The organism is Sulfurimonas sp. (assembly GCF_041563035.1).
Lineage (GTDB): Bacteria > Campylobacterota > Campylobacteria > Campylobacterales > Sulfurimonadaceae > Sulfurimonas.
On record NZ_JBFFNS010000004.1, the window covers coordinates 1 to 13,967 of the forward strand.

Below are 13,967 nucleotides of genomic sequence, written 5' to 3' on the forward strand. Positions count from 1 at the left end.
AAAAGGTAAAATTAGGTAAAATATCGGAACTATGAGTTTACATGAAATAAAAAAGCAGAAGTTATTACAAGAACCGTTTGATGACGATGCTCTAAAGCTTGCTCGTGCCATCTACAACACTTATCTGGAAAATGATAAAGAGTTCTTTATGGAGATTAAAATTATAAAAATTTTCAATCTCCTAAAGCTCCAGTCCTCCAAGGAAGCCATCAAGTATGTAAGGTTTCTTCTTGAAGAGTTAAATGAGCCTCTATGTGTCAAAAATTTTAAGTACTATGCCAAAACATATCCTATGAGGTTTGTTGTTTTTTGCACCTATAAAATCAATGAAGACACTGTAGAGATAGAGCTTAGTGAAGAATTTTTACATGTAGAAGATGCGTATATGCTAGACCCATTTTTAAAAGGTTAATGAAGGATAATTATTGGCAAAAAGATATGTGATATTAGATACTGAGACTACAGGTGTAGGTGAGAACGACAGGGTGATTCAATTAGGCTACGTAGTGCTTGGTGCAAAAGATGTAGAAGTACATAACGAGTTTTGCTCATCTGATGTACCTATCAGTTTTGGAGCGATGGAGGTTCACGGAATTACTCCTGATATGTTGGAGAACAAACCTGCCTGCAGAGATAGTGTTGCATATAAAAGATTGTGTGAGTTAAATATCAGTGAGAACTATATGATTATACATAATGCTCCTTTTGATCTTGGAATGCTGGAAAAAGAAGGCTTCAATACTCAGATGAAAGTCATAGATACTCTAAGAGTTGCTAAGCATATCTTACCTGATGAAGATGCACATAGACTTCAATACTTTCGTTACAAAATGGGTCTTTACAAAGATGAGCAAAAAGAAGCAGATGCTTTAGGTGTAGTTGTAAAAGCTCACGATGCTATCGGTGATGTTTTAGTTTTAAAACTTCTTTTGACTAAACTAAGAGAGGCTGTTTCAGCTGCATACCCGAGCGAAAACCCTGTTGAGAAGATGGTTGATCTGACAAACACTCCGATACTTGTAAAATCATTTAGATTTGGAAAGTATAAAGGTAAGACTCTTCAAGAAGTAGCAGCCTCAGATGCAGGATACCTTAGATGGATGCTGACAAGCATGGAAAATCTGGATGAAGATATGCGTTACTCTATAAATAACGCTCTAGGAGCTTAGTAAGCTCCATTTACGGCTAACCTTTAGTCGTATGCTCGAAGACTCCATTAAAGTTCTCAGGCGGCATATCTACATAGTGTTCACAACGATCTATGTAGATGTCGTATATTTTGAGATTGCTTTTATGCTCTAAGTTATTCAGTTCTTTAAATATAACAAGAGCATCTGCAAACTTTTCTGACTTATATAGTTCTATAGCCTCATGATAGCGTTCAAGTTCTTCTAAAAGTTCAGCTCTACTAGAGTAAAAAATAGGCTCTTTTTCATCTCTGTCAAAATCATGTATCTGCCATATCTCAATAGGTTCACTTTTCCCCTTTACTGTCACCAGATCTAAAAAACGGTAGATATATTTTCCCTTTAGCTGGCTTTTTGTAAAGTTTGAAATATTTAGTCTTGAGTTATAGTACTTACACAGAGACTCAAGTCTGGAACCTAAGTTAATAGTATCACCGATAACAGTGTAGTCTGAACGCATCGACGATCCCATCTCCCCGACAATAGCAACTCCGCTGTTTAGTCCTATACCTATATCGACTATTGGGATATTGCAACTATCTGCCATATTTGTGACATTTGCAAACTCTGGATTTTTTCTCAACTCATCATTTAAACTTTTAAGTTTGTGAAGTTGTCTAAGACTTGCACACACTGCTTTATCTGCATGATCTGCAACATCAAGCGGTGCATTCCAATAAGCCATAATTGCATCACCGATATATTTATCAACTGTGCCTTTTTCATCTATGATTATCTCTGTCATTGGCTCCATTATCTCATTCATAAACTTAATCAGATGCTTAGCATCTCCCATAGCCTCAGAAATATTTGTAAAGCCTCTGACATCAGAGAAAAAGACTGTAATCTCTTTCTCTTGCCCTTCAAGTGCATTTGAATCAGCATGTTCAAGGATATCCTCCATAACACTTGCACTTACTTTAGTGGCGAACTTACCTTTAATCATATCTTTTTGTCTTGTCTCAAAAAAATAGTTAACCCCAAGAGTCCCAACAAGAGAAAGAAATATAGAAACAAGTGGAAAAATAGAGTTTATAATTATATACTCTGTAAAGAGTAGATAGTAGTTTGCATACATAAGAGCAAAAAATGAAACGACATAAACTAGACTTAGTACTAATAGAGAAAACCTAGAATAGATAAATATAACTATAAAAGAGATAAGAATAATAGCTCCAATATCTGCCACCTCAGCCCACGCCGGTTTTCTCAGCATATCATCATGTAAAAGATTGTCTATCATATTTGCGTGAACTTCAACTCCGGCTATTACACTGTCCATAGGAGTAGAACGCAAGTCCATAAGCCCATAAGCAGATGTCCCGATAAGTACAAATTTACCTTCTAAAAGTTTTCCTTCTACACTATTGTTAAAAACATCGACTGCCGAGATATAGCGGTAACTTCTAAACGGTCCTCTAAAGTTTACATATAGTCGTCCGAACCTATCGCTAGGTATGACTTGCTTACCTACACGAACATTTTCTATCCCTGCATCTGAGTATGTTGCTACTACTTTCGTGCTCTCAGTTGCTATACGGTACATCTCAAAAGCAAGTGACGGGTAGAGTTGTTCTTGATACTTTATCATCAAAGGGACACTACGAATAATTCCGGATTCATCAGGAATATTGTTCATATATCCACTTGAATAAGCTGAATCTTGAATGACTTGCAAGTTAGGTAGAACTCCTCGAGCCAAGGGAAGAAACTCTATATCTTTTTTTCCCTTTTCTACAAATATTGCAGGAACTTGCGGAGCTTCATTTGTGTTATCTGCATCAAAATCGAAAACATAACCAAGTATTGTAGGAGTAGATGCTACTGTTTGTGAGAGTATAAGATCATAGTCAGGCATCTTCTTATCATCAATGCCCCACTTCTTGGCAAGTCGTTTCGGACTTGTTTTGTCTGCTTCACTAAAGACAATATCCAGCCCTATTATTCCGGCATCTGATGCAGTTAAATTGTTTAAGATGCGAGCGAATTTATCTCTTTCCCAAGGCCATTGACCAAGCTCTTTGATACTTCGCTCATCAATATCAACAATAACAATATCTTCACTAGCCTTCTGGGGACCGCGAAATTTAAAGTAGAAGTCTCTTACTCTGTTGTCAAGAGATTGAAAGTGAGTAGGTAAAAAGAGGTATGCGCTAGAGAGGAATAGCGAAAGGAGTATAAAAAGAGGTATAAGAACTTTATACTTGCCTTTCATGATTTAGTGTAGTACCTGCTCAGTTGTAACTGTGTATGTACCTTTTTCATCACCACTGCCACCAACATCTGCAGAAAAATCTCCTGTTACTTTATTTCCTGTTGCACCTTCAAATGTACCATTAACAATATCACTTCCGTTATTACCAATCAATTTTAAACTAGTTCCTTCAATAGTAGTAGTTCCACTTACGGTAAAGTCATTGTTCCCATCGTTGAGCACCAACGAGGATACATCATTTCCAAAATCAACATTTAATGTTGCCGTACCACCTTCTGCAGCTCCCCAGTCTCCTCCACTATCAACTGTTGTAGTATAGTTTCCTGTATATTGTGCGTCACTCATACTATACGAAGATATTAATGAAGCAAGGTCAGTTGTTTGCTTAGCATCAGTAACTGTTTCGGTTATATCTTTGATAAATACATTGTCTTGTTCTTCTGTAGTTGTGTCTATCTGTCCATCATTACTAGCAGTTGAGTCTCCATCCTCTGAACCATCACCTTTTTTAGCCTTAGATTTTGCAAAGTTTTTCTTCTTCATCTCTTTTAAATCTTCTGGCGTAAACTCTTTTTGTTCAACTTTACCATCAGGAGAAATAGATATAAAAAAGCCTTGTTGCACTATAAACTCGGACCCTTTGATAGTTACACTAATAGCACCATAAGTACAATAAGCTTGATAAGAACCATCCTCTCCTACCAAGACACTAAAGTTAGTTCCACGTATACCCATGGTTGCAGTTTTTGTCTTTACCATAAACTTATCAGGAGCAACTTTACCTATCTTACCAGTAATAGCTCTCATAGCACCGCTTATCATCCCAAACTTAGCTACTGGCTCTTGGTTTTCCTCAAATAAGTACTCATTGATGGCAAAAGTAGAGTTTTTTCCAATGCTGATTATGGTCTCATCTTTAAAGATAATCTGCACTTTAGTTTTATCTTTTGTAAGAATGATATCTTTTTCTTGAAGTTTATCCCCTAGACTTAATTCTATCTTTTGCCCATCTCTATCTACAAACGCATTACCGTTTAAACCTGTAATCGTTGCTACATCTTTAGCGAACAATGTAGAAGATATCAATATAACAAGTAAAATTATCTTTGAAAATAAACTCATTAACTATATTCCTTAATACAACGCATCGGTTGTTGTTACATTATATGTTCCGGATGAAGTTGTTCCGGCACCTTCATCATTGTAGTATGTTCCATTTACACTACTACCTGTTCCTTGAAATGTTCCGGTAGCATTACCCGTATTTATCGTTTGACCCAATGTAAAATCATTACCAGTAAATGATGGGTTTTGATTAAATGTAGCTGTACTATTTAAAGTTAATTCAGCTGTATCCAATCCAAAATTTACAGTTAGTTCTGCTGAACCATTTGGTCCTAAAATTGGTGTACTACCAGTAGTTGCTGTCTGAGAGAAAGTTCCTGTATAAAGTACCCCATTCCTTGTATAAGATTCTACACCTGTGCTGAGTGTTTGAATACTATCTGCACTTGTATCTGTAATATCTTTTATAAAAACATTATCCATCTCTTCAGTCGTAGTATCAAGCTGACCTTCATTAGTGGCAGTTGCATCTTCTGTTGCATAACCTTTTTTAGAAGCACTCTTACCAAAGTTTTTCTCTTTCATATCTTTTAGATCTTGTGGAGTAAACTCTTTTATCTCAACTCTTCCATCAGGAGATATAGTTATATAAAAACCTTGGTTAACTACATACTCAGATCCACTGACCGTTACGCTAATCGCACCGAATGTACAATATACATTCACAGAATCATCTTCACCTACAAGAACACTAAAGTTTGTTCCACGTATACCTATTAGTGCAGTTTTTGCATGTACACTAAACTTATCTGGTGCGATTTTTCCTATCTTACCAGTTATTGTCCTCATCGCACCTTTTAACATTGCAAACTTTGCGACTGGCTCTTGACTATCTTCAAACAGATACTCTTTAATAGAAAAGTTAGAGTTCTTACCAACTGTTACAATTGTCTCATCTGTAAAGATTATCTGTACTTTTGCTTTGTCATCTGTTAATATTGTGTCTTTTTCTTGTAGAGATGCGCCAATGGTAATCTCTACTTTTGTGCCATCCCTCTCTACAAATGCACTACCATTTAGAGCAGTAACTGTTGCAACATCTTTTGCAAATATAGCAACACTTAGTAAGAAAAATAATAGAACAATTTTTGTTAAAAGTTTCATCTTATAGCTCCTAGAATGTTTTGTTCAAGCCGGCAGTTATTGTATATTTTTGATAACTGAATCTATCTTGATTTGACTCAACTCTATTATATGTACCTTTTAAATGCAGACGTAAAGTCTTTAAAATTCGTGCATTAATAGTCGCCGCTGCAGTTCCACCGTTGTCAGCTCTTGTATTTCCAAAAAGAGTACTATGGTCTTCATAGTTTCTTCTTCTGTACTCTGCAAAAAGTTCAGTACCATATACTGCAGTGAACTGATTTGCATAGACAACATTTGCTCTAAACTCATCATAATCTACATCGATTCTTATACCATGGTGTTTTCTTTCTCTGATAGCAGTTATATTTCCTTGAATATATGAGCGAGGAGAAAGAATATTTTGTAGTGAATATGCAAGTTCATAATGTTCAGCATTTAGATCGTACTGTGCACTCTGAGCAAAAAACTTTTTCTGATACTTAACATGAGTAATACTTCTAAGCGTATTTGTGTGACTATATTCAAATCTAGGGGTAAATGATAGAGTACGAAGATACTCTTTATCACCAAGATTTAATACATCTAAACCTAATACAAACTCTCCAAGATATTTCGTCTCTTTATATAAAATACTTGGTGTATATCCAATGTATGCAACATCAAAAGCGTCTAGATTTTGATAATCTTTTAAAAATAATTTCACTCTATTTTTGATAGCAAAACCATTCTTATCACCTATATCGTAGATATTTACCAAGTCAGCATAAAGCTGTAATGCTCTATCAGACTTTTCTGGAGTAGATGGTAGAGTTCCTGTATTTATGTTGTACTCACTATCTAATGAACCATAGTTTACGTTTGAGTCATATACCCAGTCAAGGTTTACAGTTGCATATGTAAATGATTTTTGCTGAATTTTTGTAACTTTAGATAGATATAGCTCTATATTAGTTCTAAGGTTTTGAGGTATATTTGGATTTTCCAATACTTCCTTAAATGCAAGTTCAGCATCTTCATACATCTTTAGCATAAAGTATGTTCTTGCCATTTGCAGTTTGTTACCAAGATTTGCAGGATCTAACATCTCGACTCTCTCAAAAGCTGCAAGTGCAACTTCATAGTTACCTGTTTCAAACGCTGAACGACCAAGATAAAAGTTTAGTTTTACATCTGAGAGTTTTGATATATATATCTTTGACAAGATCTCATAACTATTTTTGAAGTCTTTTGCTTTATAAGATTTCACAGCTTTTTCGTACTGCGAATCAATACTCACATTTCTCTCACTACCGAATAAATAAAACGGCAGTAAAACAATTAAAAACAGAATTGTCTTCACTTAGTCCACCCTTTGATTAAATTATTAGCTAAATAATTTAAGATATTTGTAATAGTATAACACTTTATTTTTTGAATGATTATTAATTATAAATGAAAGCAACGATGAAAAACATAAGTAGGGCAATAAGTCCACTTATTAGTGCATAAGGGAGTTGAGTCTGAACATGTTCTATGACCTCACAATCACTCGCCATAGAAGATATAATAGTGGTATCTGATATAGGTGAGCAATGGTCTCCGAAGATTCCTCCTGATATTACAGCACCTATTGTAAGAGCGACATTTGCATCCATCGCTACCGCCATTGGAACAGCTATAGGGATCATTATGCTAAACGTTCCCCAACTAGTCCCCGTTGAGAAAGATATTAGTGAACTAAGTAAAAATATAACGGCTGCAGTGAGATAGATACTAAGATTCTCACTTGCCAAGGAAGCCAGATATTGCCCAGTCTTTAAGTCGCTTGTAACTTCACCGATAGCGAATGCAAAGAGTAATATCATTGCTATTGGGAATAGTTTTTTTGCTCCAATTAAAGTTGTTTTACTCCAAGTCATAAGAGACATATTTTTTGTACCCACGTAGTAAAAAAGAGTAAAAAGCATAGTCGTTAAAACAGTATAGAAAATTGCGCTAGAACCACTTCCTTTTAAAATATTTCCGTCACCTGTAATATACAGGTAAACAAATACAAAAAATATCATTAGTAAGATTGGAAAAAGCATATAAAACATACTTTGAGGATTTGACAGTTCTTCTGTATGAGCACTTATCTTAGTATATTTACTATGTTTCATTGGACCTATATCTATGTTAAACCATATAGCCAAAAAAGTTACCACCAATGCACTCATAGCATAGAAGTTGTAAAGAACAGAATCTATAAGAAGATCTATAGCATTTGCTTCTAATACTCCATGTGTTATCTGTGTCGATATCAATCCCAGAAGAAGTGCTCCCCAACCGTTTAAGATAATTAGTGAGCTTATAGGTGCAGATGTAGAGTCACATACAAAAGCCAGTTTAGCCTGCGGTATTCTATACTTGTCACAAAACGGTCTTCCGACTGCTCCTGCTATTAAAGCGGTTATAGATGACTCTACAAAAATTATTACGCCAACAGCATAACTAAGAAGCAAAGAAGACCTTGGTGACTTGACCAGCTTTGTTTTGTTTTGCATAAAATTCACAAAACCGTCTATACCTCCGCTCTTGTCTATCAAAGCCATAATACTTCCTACTAATATAGCAAAGCCTAAAGTTTTAAGTATCCAAGCTTTTGTAAGAAGGGATGTAAAGAGTAGAAAAGCAGCTTCAACAGATGCAAAGACATCAAAGCTATTAAGGATAAAAAGACCTAAGACTATACCACTAAAGAGTGAGAGTAATACACTTCTTGTGTATAGTGCCAAGGCGATAGCGAAAAGGGATGGGACGAGTGAAAGGACTGAAGTCTCTATGACTAAAACTCAAAAGCTAGAAGTACTAGACCTGGTCTGCCAAATTTCTCTTTGTAGAGCTCACACTCTTTTTGTTTAACTTCTTTAAAGCCTAGTTTTTTATAGTAAAGCAGTGTTTCAAGTGAACCTATCTCAACCATCGTTTGTGCTATTCTATAGCCTTTAAGCCTTGCCGTAAGAAGACTTTTTTGCATCAAAGATTTTAGAATTCCAACATCCATGTGCCCTTCTATTTCTTCCATAAAATCAAAAATTAAAGTTCTCTTATTAAGTTCAAAATCACAAGAGTCCAAAATCTCTAAAAAATCCTCTGCATTAGCTTCACAACCAATTTCTTTTAATGACTCTAAGAATGTTTCTTTAGTTGCGATTCTCGGTTCATAGCTACATAACGACCCAACACTTTCACCATTTATCTCCGCAATTAAGAAATTACTAAAATGGCAATAATTTTTTGCTGTAGTGGTTGTGAGTTTTTCTATATTTGTTAAAGTCTTTTCATCGCTTTTAGATCCAAAGATTACATCAAAAATACCAAACTGCTTATCTGCACGAGAACTTTGTAAAATCATCTGTGCTAAAAATGGAGCATCCTGGTCCAAAGCTTTTCTTATTTTTATACTCATAACTCTTTCCATAAATTAATTATCTTCATATATTAGTAATAGTACCATACATTATGATAAAAACATTCTTAATCTTAGTTTTTTTACAAAATTCCTTATTATCCGCACAGCAAATCATATTAGTTGTTAGTGATGATTTCAATACTTCAAGAGCAAAACTTAGTTGTTATGAAGACGATAAAAAAGTATTAAAAACAATTGATGTAAATATAGGTAAAAATGGTCTTGGCTGGGGTTTAGGTGAGTTTAAATTTAAACAAAAAAATAGTGAACCTCTAAAGAAAGAAGGTGATAAAAAAGCACCGGCAGGAATCTTCAATCTCACCTATACTTTCGGTTATGATAAAAACCAAAGTTTTGATTTAAAATACCTTTATTTATCAAATAAATTAATCTGTGTAGACGATTCTGATTCAAAAGATTACAATAAAATAATAGAGATGCCAAAAATAAAACCAAAAAGTTTTGAGAGAATGAAAAGGGATGATAAACAGTATGAACTTGGTATTGTTGTCTCACATAATAAAGATCAAGAAAGAGAAGCCGGATCCTGTATATTTTTACATGTTGAAAAATCAGAAAAAGCCTCAACAGCCGGGTGCACATCTATGGGTTTAAATGAGATGAAGAGAATTGTTTCGTGGCTAGATGGGAGTAAAAATCCCATCTTGATTCAGATTCCCCATAGTTCTTTAGGTGAAGTAAAAGAACTATATCCTAATCTTCCTCTTTAACCATTCTATCTTTAGCTTCTATTCCTAGAAGTGAAAGACCAGTTTTTAATGATAGAGCAACTACTAGAAGTAGTTTTAAAAGTTTTGCTTCATCATCTGTTCCTATGATTCTGCAATCATAATAGAACTTGTGCAGTGAAGCTGCAAGTGATTTTAGATAGTCAGAAAGCTTTTGAACTTGACGAGAATTAAATGCATCTTCAATAATCTCAGGTAGTAAAAGAGCATCAAAAAGAAGACTGTCTGCATTTTCATCAAGTCCTTTTAAAGAAGCAGCCATAATATCTTCTTTTGAGAAATCACTTTTAGAAAGAATAGTCTGAATTCTTGCGTGTGCATATTGAATATAGAAAATAGGATTTGAGCTGTCTTGTTTTTTAAACTCAGCTAAGTCAAATTCTAAAGCAGTATCGCTCTTCTTAGATGCAAAGATAAATCTTAGTGCATCTGAACCTATCTCTTCAACAATATCACTCATAAGAATAACGTTACCGGCACGCTTACTCATCTTATATGGTTCACCATCTTTAAGAAGACTAACCATTTGAGATAAAAGAGTCTCAAGCTTGCTTGAATCATAACCCAAATACTCAATAGCAGCATTAACTCTTGGAATATAACCATGGTGGTCAGCACCCCAGATATTGATATAGTGATCATATCCACGTTCAAACTTCTGATTGTGGTAAACTATATCTCCGGCCAAGTAAGTCGGACGACCATCTTCACGAACAACAACTCTATCGTTATCATCGCCTTTAGCCTCTGATGCTATCCAGACTTTGTCATCTTTTTTATAGATGCCATCACCCATTTTTTCCATTACTCTATTCCAGTCATTATATAGGGATGACTCATTTACAAACGTATCAAAGTGAATATTTGTGTTTGCAAGAGATTCAACAACAATATCCATAACTCCGTCTTTTGCCCAAAGTGCAAGCTCTTTTTGACGAGATTCATCACTAAGTATCTCTTTGCCAAATTTCTCTACAGCTCCATTTGCAAGACCTTCTAAATACTCACCACGGTAATAACTCTCAGGATATTCAACACTCTCTTTAAGTATGTTTTCACGCCCGTAAAGTTGAATAGAAAGACCAAGTAAATCTATTTGATTACCTGCATCATTTACATAATACTCAGCTGTAATGTCATAACCCAAATGTTTTGCCAGTCTGTAAAGTGTATCACCATAAACAGCACCACGTGCATGACCAATATGAAGAGGACCAGTAGGGTTAGCACTAACAAATTCTAAAAGTATTTTAGATTTTTTATCTTGCTTTCCAAATTCACTTTGATTTTGCAGTGCCCAATCTCCGTACTCACTTAAAAACTCTTCACTAAGACGAAAGTTCAAATAACCCTTAACTGATTCAACACTGGAAAAAATTTCTGATTCATTAAATGAAGTAGCTAATTCTTCTGCTATAACCATAGGAGATTTCCTAAGTTCTTTAGCTAAAGAAAAAGCAATTGGCGTAGCAAAATGACCGAAAGCTCGGTCTTTTGGTTTTTCTAGAACAACTTCACGACCAAACTTTTCGCGCAAAAGCGCCGATACACGTTGTTTCAAGTATTATGCTTGTGTTGTATTTTTTGGAGCTTCTGTAGATGCAACTTCTTCGTTACTTTCTACTTTTTTTGGAGCTTCCGTAGATGCTGTTTCAATTTCATCTGTTTCTTTCATTTCGCTTTTAAAGTTTTTGATTCCCTTACCAAGACCTTTTGCTAAGTCAGGTATCTTTTTAGCACCAAATAAAAGTACGATAATTCCAAATATTATTAATAGTTCTGTTCCACCAGGCATGCCCATGATATTCCTTTTTTTTATAAAATTAATGCGAGAGTATATCTACACTTTGCTGTAAATACTCTTATCGTTCTTATTAATATATCACTATTGTTCTATATCTTCCCATTTTTGTACAAAATCGTTGACTTCATTATTTGAGATTTTCATTCTTGCTGTAATAGCAATCTGTCTCAATAAGTCCGCAGCTCTTTGCAAATCATCGTTGATAATTAGATAATCATACTCACTAACTCTTTGTATCTCTCTCTTAGCCATTTTTAAACGAGCGTCCATGACTTCTTGTGAGTCTGTAGAACGACCTGCAAGTCTTTTCTTTAATTCTGAAAGTGTTGGAGGTGTTATAAATACTGAAGTTGTTATATCTCCAAGTCTGTTGTTAACAGCTGTATTTCCCTGAACATCTATATCAAAGAGAACTAACTTTCCAGCATTTAAAGCTTCACGAACAGGTTTAATAGATGTTCCGTAGTAGTTTCCATGAACAAGCGCATACTCTAAGAAATTGTTATCTTCAATATCTTGCTTAAACTCTTCTACGCTTACAAAATGGTAATGTACACCTTCTTCTTCACCCGCTCTAATGGGGCGAGTTGTTGTGGATATGGAGAAATAACACTCTCCAATATCATCTATTATTTCATTTAATAAAGAACTTTTTCCGGCACCGCTTGGGCCTGAGAGAACTAAAACTGCTCCGCTTTTACTCACTATTTGTCACCTAATGTTATATTTATATTGATTTTCATGCCTTTCATAGATGCTGCCACATCCTCATTTGAAAGTGCCGCTAATAATTTTTTAAGAGATTCTACACCTTCGTTGTCCGGTGTGATTTCTGTATCTTCTAAAATAGTTTCTACTTCATCTAACTCTTCAGATTCTTCTTCTATACTTTCCACTTCATCACTATGCACTACTTCATCCAACTCTTGCGTACTTACTTCTTCATCACCAACTTCTTCACCTATTGCAAGTTTTATATCTCTTGCACTTAGTGATTCTAGTCCATCTATGTCACTTACTGCTATATTTAAAAGTGTATCAGCATCTAACTCACTCTCTAAATCTTCATCAGTAAGTTCAAGAACAGCATTTTCTATCTCGCTCTCTAAATCTTCATCTTTTATATCATCGATATTTAGTTCCATCTCCTCTAAACTTTCTGCATCATCACTTTCTTCAGCTATGTCAAGATCTTCTGAACTAACTTCCTCAGAATCTTCTTCAATCGAAAGTTCATCAGCTTCAAGATCTAGATTTGAATCTAAGTCATCAACTTTATCACTTATTTCGTCTTCATCTAATTCATCAGCATTAACTTCTTCTTCCAATGCTGAGTCTAGGTCTAAGTCCATATCATCAAAATCTTCAGCTAAGTCTTCTGTTTTAGATTCTTCAGCTTCAACTTCAAGCTCTGTATCTTCTTCTAAGTCTAAATCATCAAGATCTAAGTCCATATCATCAAGATCTTCAGATAAATCTTCTGTTTTAGATTCTTCAGCTTCAACTTCTTCTGTACCTAACTCTTCATCATCAAGAGATAATTCATCCAGATCTAAGTCATCCCCAAGATCTAAATCATCAAGGTCTAAGTCCATATCATCAAGATCTTCAGATAAATCTTCTGTTTTAGATTCTTCTGTCTCTTCTAAAAGCTCTTGAACTTCTTGTAATTCATCTTTATCTAAAACGCTCTCTCCAAGATCTACATCATCTAAAGATAATTCATCCAAATCTAAATCCATATCTTCTAAATCTTCTTCATCCGCATCTTCGGAGAGGTCCAAATCGTCACCAAGTTCAGAATCCAAGTCCATTTCTAGATCCATATCATCTAAGTCTTCTACGTCATCGCTCAGTTGAGACTCTTCAAGTTCATCTAATTCATCCAATCCATCAAGATCATCTATGTCATCATCACCAAGTTCTAGAAGTTCACCCTCATCTATTACCTCTTCCAAAGAGTCAGTCAAGTCTAATTCATCTTCAACTTCTTCATCAGAACCAAGATCAATCGTACCAGTTTCTTTGCCTAAAGTAGCAAAAAGTTCAACCAAGTCAGTTGGTAAAAATGGTTTTCTTAAAGTAGATGTAAAACCTTCAACTTCTTCGGCGTCACGTGAACATATATACAATGACTTACTAAATTGTACTTTTTCTTTAACTTCATTCAGTAACTCTTCACTATAAAGAGTATCATCGAGTACAAATAAGTCATAAGTTCCAGCTTCAATTTCTTCTACACTAGCAACAATATCTAGTTCATCAGAAGTCTTTTGTGCGCTAAGTGTTACTAGTTTTGTAACTACTGGATTATCATTTAAAAGTAATATATTCACGTCTATTCCTTTGAGGGCATAAGTTTTATCATTGT

At 34.9% G+C, this 13,967-nt stretch carries 13 protein-coding genes; 3 read left to right on the forward strand and 10 right to left on the reverse strand.

Features of this window, described 5'->3' with window-relative positions; all coding sequences use genetic code 11:
* The first annotated feature begins 31 nt into the window (after positions 1-31).
* Positions 32-412, forward strand: coding sequence for a hypothetical protein (locus tag ABZC13_RS04315; RefSeq protein ID WP_373000616.1), 381 nt, complete (start codon positions 32-34; stop codon positions 410-412).
* Between the two features lie 13 nt (positions 413-425).
* The gene (locus tag ABZC13_RS04320; protein ID WP_373000619.1) at positions 426-1,169 is read left to right on the forward strand and encodes an exonuclease domain-containing protein; all 744 of its coding nucleotides are present in this window, start codon (positions 426-428) and stop codon (positions 1,167-1,169) included.
* Positions 1,170-1,185: 16 nt separating this feature from the next.
* On the opposite strand, the gene ABZC13_RS04325 is transcribed toward ABZC13_RS04320, so the two are convergent.
* The 6 genes from ABZC13_RS04325 to ABZC13_RS04350 form a co-directional block, all read right to left on the reverse strand.
* Positions 1,186-3,402: a CHASE2 domain-containing protein gene (locus tag ABZC13_RS04325; protein ID WP_373000623.1), complete on the reverse strand. Its 2,217-nt coding sequence runs from the start codon at positions 3,400-3,402 to the stop codon at positions 1,186-1,188.
* Between the two features lie 3 nt (positions 3,403-3,405).
* Positions 3,406-4,524, reverse strand: a complete 1,119-nt coding sequence (locus ABZC13_RS04330) for a FecR domain-containing protein (protein ID WP_373000627.1) — start codon at positions 4,522-4,524, stop codon at positions 3,406-3,408.
* A 12-nt stretch (positions 4,525-4,536) separates the two neighbouring features.
* Positions 4,537-5,631 (reverse strand): FecR domain-containing protein, encoded by a 1,095-nt coding sequence (locus tag ABZC13_RS04335; protein ID WP_373000629.1) that lies wholly within the window; start codon positions 5,629-5,631, stop codon positions 4,537-4,539.
* A gap of 10 nt (positions 5,632-5,641) precedes the next feature.
* Complete coding sequence (locus ABZC13_RS04340) at positions 5,642-6,952, reverse strand: tetratricopeptide repeat protein (RefSeq protein WP_373000631.1); 1,311 nt, start codon at positions 6,950-6,952, stop codon at positions 5,642-5,644.
* Between the two features lie 82 nt (positions 6,953-7,034).
* Positions 7,035-8,366, reverse strand: a complete 1,332-nt coding sequence (locus ABZC13_RS04345) for a Na+/H+ antiporter NhaC family protein (protein WP_373000634.1) — start codon at positions 8,364-8,366, stop codon at positions 7,035-7,037.
* 50 nt (positions 8,367-8,416) lie between these two features.
* Positions 8,417-9,040, reverse strand: a complete 624-nt coding sequence (locus tag ABZC13_RS04350; protein ID WP_373000637.1) for an acyl-CoA acyltransferase — start codon at positions 9,038-9,040, stop codon at positions 8,417-8,419.
* A 53-nt stretch (positions 9,041-9,093) separates the two neighbouring features.
* Between ABZC13_RS04350 and ABZC13_RS04355 the strand changes: the two genes are divergently transcribed.
* Positions 9,094-9,774 carry a L,D-transpeptidase gene (locus ABZC13_RS04355; RefSeq protein WP_373000640.1) on the forward strand — a complete coding sequence of 227 codons (681 nt, stop codon included), beginning with the start codon at positions 9,094-9,096 and terminating at the stop codon, positions 9,772-9,774.
* On the opposite strand, the gene argS is transcribed toward ABZC13_RS04355, so the two are convergent.
* From argS to ABZC13_RS04375, 4 genes are all read right to left on the reverse strand, one after another.
* Complete coding sequence (gene argS / locus ABZC13_RS04360) at positions 9,758-11,353, reverse strand: arginine--tRNA ligase (RefSeq protein ID WP_373000643.1); 1,596 nt, start codon at positions 11,351-11,353, stop codon at positions 9,758-9,760. The genes ABZC13_RS04355 and argS overlap by 17 nt on opposite strands.
* Before the next feature lie 3 nt (positions 11,354-11,356).
* Positions 11,357-11,593: a twin-arginine translocase TatA/TatE family subunit gene (locus ABZC13_RS04365; protein ID WP_373000646.1), complete on the reverse strand. Its 237-nt coding sequence runs from the start codon at positions 11,591-11,593 to the stop codon at positions 11,357-11,359.
* An 84-nt stretch (positions 11,594-11,677) separates the two neighbouring features.
* Complete coding sequence (gene gmk / locus ABZC13_RS04370; RefSeq protein WP_373000649.1) at positions 11,678-12,301, reverse strand: guanylate kinase; 624 nt, start codon at positions 12,299-12,301, stop codon at positions 11,678-11,680.
* Positions 12,301-13,932: a DNA topoisomerase IV gene (locus tag ABZC13_RS04375; RefSeq protein WP_373000652.1), complete on the reverse strand. Its 1,632-nt coding sequence runs from the start codon at positions 13,930-13,932 to the stop codon at positions 12,301-12,303. The genes gmk and ABZC13_RS04375 overlap by 1 nt, the downstream gene beginning before the upstream one ends.
* Between the last annotated feature and the right edge of the window lie 35 nt (positions 13,933-13,967).

Coding starts and splice junctions, on each gene's coding strand:
- ABZC13_RS04315 (WP_373000616.1), top strand. CDS start 32: ATGAGTTTACATGAAATAAAAAAGCAGAAGTTATTACAAGAACCGTTT.
- ABZC13_RS04325 (WP_373000623.1), bottom strand. CDS start 3,402: ATGAAAGGCAAGTATAAAGTTCTTATACCTCTTTTTATACTCCTTTCG.
- ABZC13_RS04330 (WP_373000627.1), bottom strand. CDS start 4,524: ATGAGTTTATTTTCAAAGATAATTTTACTTGTTATATTGATATCTTCT.
- ABZC13_RS04335 (WP_373000629.1), bottom strand. CDS start 5,631: ATGAAACTTTTAACAAAAATTGTTCTATTATTTTTCTTACTAAGTGTT.
- ABZC13_RS04350 (WP_373000637.1), bottom strand. CDS start 9,040: ATGAGTATAAAAATAAGAAAAGCTTTGGACCAGGATGCTCCATTTTTA.
- ABZC13_RS04355 (WP_373000640.1), top strand. CDS start 9,094: ATGATAAAAACATTCTTAATCTTAGTTTTTTTACAAAATTCCTTATTA.
- ABZC13_RS04365 (WP_373000646.1), bottom strand. CDS start 11,593: ATGGGCATGCCTGGTGGAACAGAACTATTAATAATATTTGGAATTATC.